Raw genomic sequence first — 3,455 nt, 5'->3', positions numbered from 1 at the left:
TGCTGGGTCTGAAGGAGAACGTCATCCTCGGAAAGCTCATCCCGGCCGGCACGGGTCTCCCGCGCTACCGGAACATCAAGGTGGAGCCGACCGAGGAGGCCAAGGCCGCGGTCTACTCCATGCCGAGCTACGAGTACGAGTACCCGGTCTTCGGCCCGGGCAGCGGGGAGGCCATCCGCCTCGACGACGCGGAGCTCGGTCTCGACTGAGCTGCCCTGCGCTCCCAGCCCGAAGGGGGCCGGTCCGTTCGCGGACCGGCCCCCTTCGGCGTGCCAGGGCCCCAGGCCCGGGCTGAGGGACATCGTTCCGTGCTGAGCGGTTGCGTGGTGACTTTCCTCTCCCCAACGTTGAGGCACACCGTTGCGGGCCCGGTGCGGCCACGTCCTGCGGTCAGGGACGGAGCTGCAGCGTGGCGATCTCCCACGGCCCGAGGGGGACGCGCACCTCTGCGTTCGCGACCTCCAGCGGCCCGCCCGGCCGCCCGAACAGGTCGCACCGCCGCGCCTGCGCGATCCCGGATCCCGCCAGGCTCACCACTGCCTCGGTGGGTCGGGTGCACTCCGCGACGACCCTCAGCTCGAGCCACCCGTCCCGGCGTCGCAGGGAGGTCAGGACGACACCGCGCCCTTCGAGGCGCAGGGCCGTCGGCCGGCCGGCCGCGGACGCACCCGCCGCGGGGACGGAACCGGCCGCCGTGCCGCGCACGGCCACGACCGGGTGGAGGTACCCCTCGACGGCCGCGACGAGGGCGGCGTCCTCCCACCCGCCGGCGTGGGGGAGGACCGCCAGGTCCGCGGTGGCAGGGCCCAGGCACTGCGCCTGGGGGGTCGGCAGCTGCGGCCCGGCCGGCTCGTCACGATGCGGGTGGACGTTGCGGCTGAGGTAGCCGATGGCCCGCAGCAGGGTGAGCGCGAGTGCCTGCCCGCCGGCCGTGTCGACGACCTCGTGCTCCATCGTCCGACCCAGCAGCACGCCCGCGCCACCCGCGTCGACGAACCGCTCGGCCGGGTAGGTCGGCAGCGGGAACTCGCCTCCCGTCCCGCCCTCGGCGGTGAGCGGGCGGCGCACGACCGCCAGCTGACCCTCGGCGTCGACGGTCGAGGTGGCGCGGGCCAGCGGGACCAGCAGCCGCAGCCGGTGGTCGGAGGATCGGTTCTCCCAGGCCAGCGCCAGCCGGGCGAACGGCTCGCCGCGGCGCAGCTCGACCCGGGTGGTGACGGTGACCGGCTCCGTGGTGGCCGACCGAGAGCCGTCCGCCTCGAGCCGGGTCGGCAGGCGGTAGTCGCGACGCACCTCGAGGGCTGCTCGGAGCGGACCCCGCTCGAGCACCCGCACCTCGACGTGGTCGGGGGTGTCGACCACGCGGTCACCCGCGGGCGGACCGTAGTTGTAGCTGTCGCCGCAGTCACCGCCGTCGACGAGGGTGCCGACGCCGTCGAGCACCGTGCCGTCGGCCGCGGTGAGGCGCAGGCTGCCGCCGTCGCGGACGTCGACGCGCAGGAGGGAGCTGGTCAGGGAGGTGCCCTCGACGCCGACGCCCGACGTGGTGGCGGCCTGGCCGCGGCCGGGCTGGTCCTCGGCGCGCTGCGGGGTCCAGGTCGACCAGCCGAGGCCCTCGCACTCCACGGCGGCGACGAGCCGCCGACGGGGCTCGTCGACGATCACGAGGGTCCACGGCTCGTCGGCCGGCCTGCCCGCCACCGCCGAGGCCACCCGCCCCTCCTCGCGGACGGCGTCGAACCGCTCGGGTCCGGGTCGGTCAGCGACGTGGAAGACCAGCTCTCGACCCGCCTCGTCGATCTCGAGCCGGCGGACCTGCAACCCGAACAGCTCGCGGTCGTGGACCCGGCCCATGACGGTGGCGAGCCGCGCGGCGGGGACCTGCTCCCGGGCCAGCTCCGCCGCCGGCCGTCCCAGCTCCTGGGTGGGGAGCAGCCGCCCGTCAGCCGCTGCAAGGGCCACCGCGGGCCAGTCGGCCGGCACCGGCAGCGTGAGGGCGAGCTGGTCGGCTCGCGCGCCCGGCACGGGGTTGACCACGAGGAGCGACCCGTCGGGGACGTGCCGCGCCAGACCGGCGAGCACGCGGTCCCGCACCGCCTGCGCCGCGTGCTCGCCCTCGGCGATCCGTGCAGCCACCTGCAGGGCGGTCTCGTCGACGCCGCAGCCGGTGACGGAGTCGTGGCAGGAGGAGTCGACGACGTTGCCCCACGCGAGGTCGAGGTAGGCCTGCGGCCAGGCCTCCAGCCACAGCGAGGCGAAGGGCTCCGCGTAGCGGGCGAGCGTGCGCTCCGTCCGAGCCATGGCGTCCTTGAGGTGCCACCGCACCGAGAGCACCCCGGGGAGGATGTTGGCGCGGGCGTGGCTGCGCAGCTCTCCCTCGACCACGAGCAGGGCGGCCTCGGGGGTGCGTGCCTCGGCGAGGTAGTCGCGCAGCGTGGCCACGCGGACCCGCGGGCCGTCGGGGTGCTCGCCGAGCCGGCCGACCTGCTGCATCAGGCTGGGCAGGGGAGCGGCGTGGTCGGTGCCGTACATCGCGAGGAAGGCATCCGCACCGAACCACGCGCGCTGCCGGGCCATCCGGTCCACGAGCCGGCTCCGGACGGACTCGACATCCGTGCCGTTGGCGCTGTCGAGGAAGAGGTCGGCCGCGTTCCCGTACCCGGAGGGAAGGTACTCGGTCCGGATGGTGCTGCCGTCGGGCGAGCGCCAGACGAACTCGTGATGCGCGACCCGCTCCGGGACGCCGCGCCAGACGCACGCCCGGCTGAGACCGGCACGACGCAGGATCTGGGGCATCTGGGCGCAGTGCCCGAACATGTCGGGCAGGTAGCCGACCGGCATCGGTTCGCCCAAGGCGCTCGCGGACGCCCAGCCCATCTCGAGGTTGCGGATCATCGTCTCGCCCGAGCAGAGGAACTCGTCCATCAGCACGCGCCACGGGCCGATGGCGAGCTGCCCGCCCGCGACCAGGTCCCGGATCGTCCCGCGCCGCTCCGGCCGGACCTCGAGGTAGTCCTCGACCGCGGCCATCTGGCCGTCGAGCGTGAAGCGGAACCCGGGCTCGGCCAGCCCCCGCGCCGTCACGTCGTCCATGAGGTCGACCAGGCGGAGGCGGAACCGCTGGAACGGCTCGTACCACTCGCGGTCCCAGTGCGTGTGCGGCACCAGCCAGACGTCGTCGTCCATGAGGTCCCCTCGTCGTCGCGGGCCATGGTTCCAGAGGCACCCCGCGGCCGCAGTCCGACGTGACCGTGGTGGGGCTCCGCAACCCAGCCAGGCACGGTGGGCCGGCCAGCTCCAATGCAGGCCCGAACCGATTTGGTGGGCCACTGGGCAGGCGGTATCTTTGAACACTGTGTCTGAGGTGCGCCTCGGGCACGCGAGTCCGGATCCGAGGGCAACCCCGGCTCCGTGGCCACCACCTCTCGCCGGGCAATCCACCATTCTGGCCCCTC

Annotated in this window: 2 protein-coding genes; one reads left to right on the top strand and one right to left on the bottom strand. The window is 74.4% G+C overall.

Annotated features, from left to right (window positions below):
* The coding region (locus tag VIB11_RS11450) for a hypothetical protein (protein WP_332031353.1) at nt 1-209 on the top strand (209 nt) is incomplete at its 5' end.
* Nucleotides 210-390: 181 nt separating this feature from the next.
* Here the strand turns inward: VIB11_RS11450 and VIB11_RS11445 are convergent.
* The gene (locus VIB11_RS11445; protein ID WP_332031351.1) at nt 391-3,186 is read right to left on the bottom strand and encodes a hypothetical protein; all 2,796 of its coding nucleotides are present in this window, start codon (nt 3,184-3,186) and stop codon (nt 391-393) included.
* Nucleotides 3,187-3,455 lie beyond the last annotated feature (269 nt).

It is taken from the genome of Pedococcus sp., assembly GCF_036554925.1.
Taxonomy (GTDB): Bacteria; Actinomycetota; Actinomycetes; order Actinomycetales; family Dermatophilaceae; genus Pedococcus_A.
Note: the sequence above shows the minus strand (reverse complement) of the source record. Positions and strands in the feature narration are given on the sequence as shown.

What these genes read in the sequence shown, in the direction of transcription:
- VIB11_RS11445 (WP_332031351.1), bottom strand. Translation starts at nt 3,186, where the DNA reads ATGGACGACGACGTCTGGCTGGTGCCGCACACGCACTGGGACCGCGAG.